Here is a 524-nt window from a genome sequence, read left to right as displayed (position 1 = left end):
GGTAATGTGGGTACAACAGGTGCAGTGGTGACTATCGATACCACAGCACCAAATGCACCGGTTCTTGATCCAATCAATGCCACTGATCCAGTGACAGGTACAGCAGAAGCGGGATCAACCGTGACTGTGAGCTTCCCTGATGGCACAACAGCAACTGTAGTTGCAGGTCCTGATGGTAAATGGACAGTGCCAAACCCAGGTGACTTGACTGATGGTCAAACAGTAACTGCGACAGCAACCGACCCTGCAGGCAATACCTCATTGCCAGGTTCAGGTACAGTCTCTGCAGACATTACGGCACCTGTGGTTGCGCTAGATGATGTGTTGACGAATGACAGCACACCTGCGCTGACCGGTACAGTGAATGATCCGACTGCGACTGTGGTGGTGACTGTAGATGGCACAGACTATCCAGCAGTCAATAACGGCAACGGTACCTGGACCCTTGCAGACAATACGCTTCCAGTGTTGACCGATGGACCACATACGGTAACTGTGACAGCGACCGACCCTGCAGGTAATGT

1 pseudogene is annotated in these 524 nt (G+C 52.3%); it reads left to right on the top strand.

Annotated features, from left to right (window positions below):
- Positions 1 to 30: 30 nt before the first annotated feature.
- Positions 31 to 524 (top strand): annotated as a pseudogene (locus tag ACH8JV_RS19525) (Ig-like domain-containing protein); the annotation flags it as partial.

Origin of the sequence: Acinetobacter sp. ABJ_C5_2, assembly GCF_044538485.1 — a bacterium.
GTDB lineage: Bacteria > Pseudomonadota > Gammaproteobacteria > Pseudomonadales > Moraxellaceae > Acinetobacter > Acinetobacter nosocomialis_A.
This window is presented reverse-complemented; position numbering and strand designations above follow the sequence as displayed.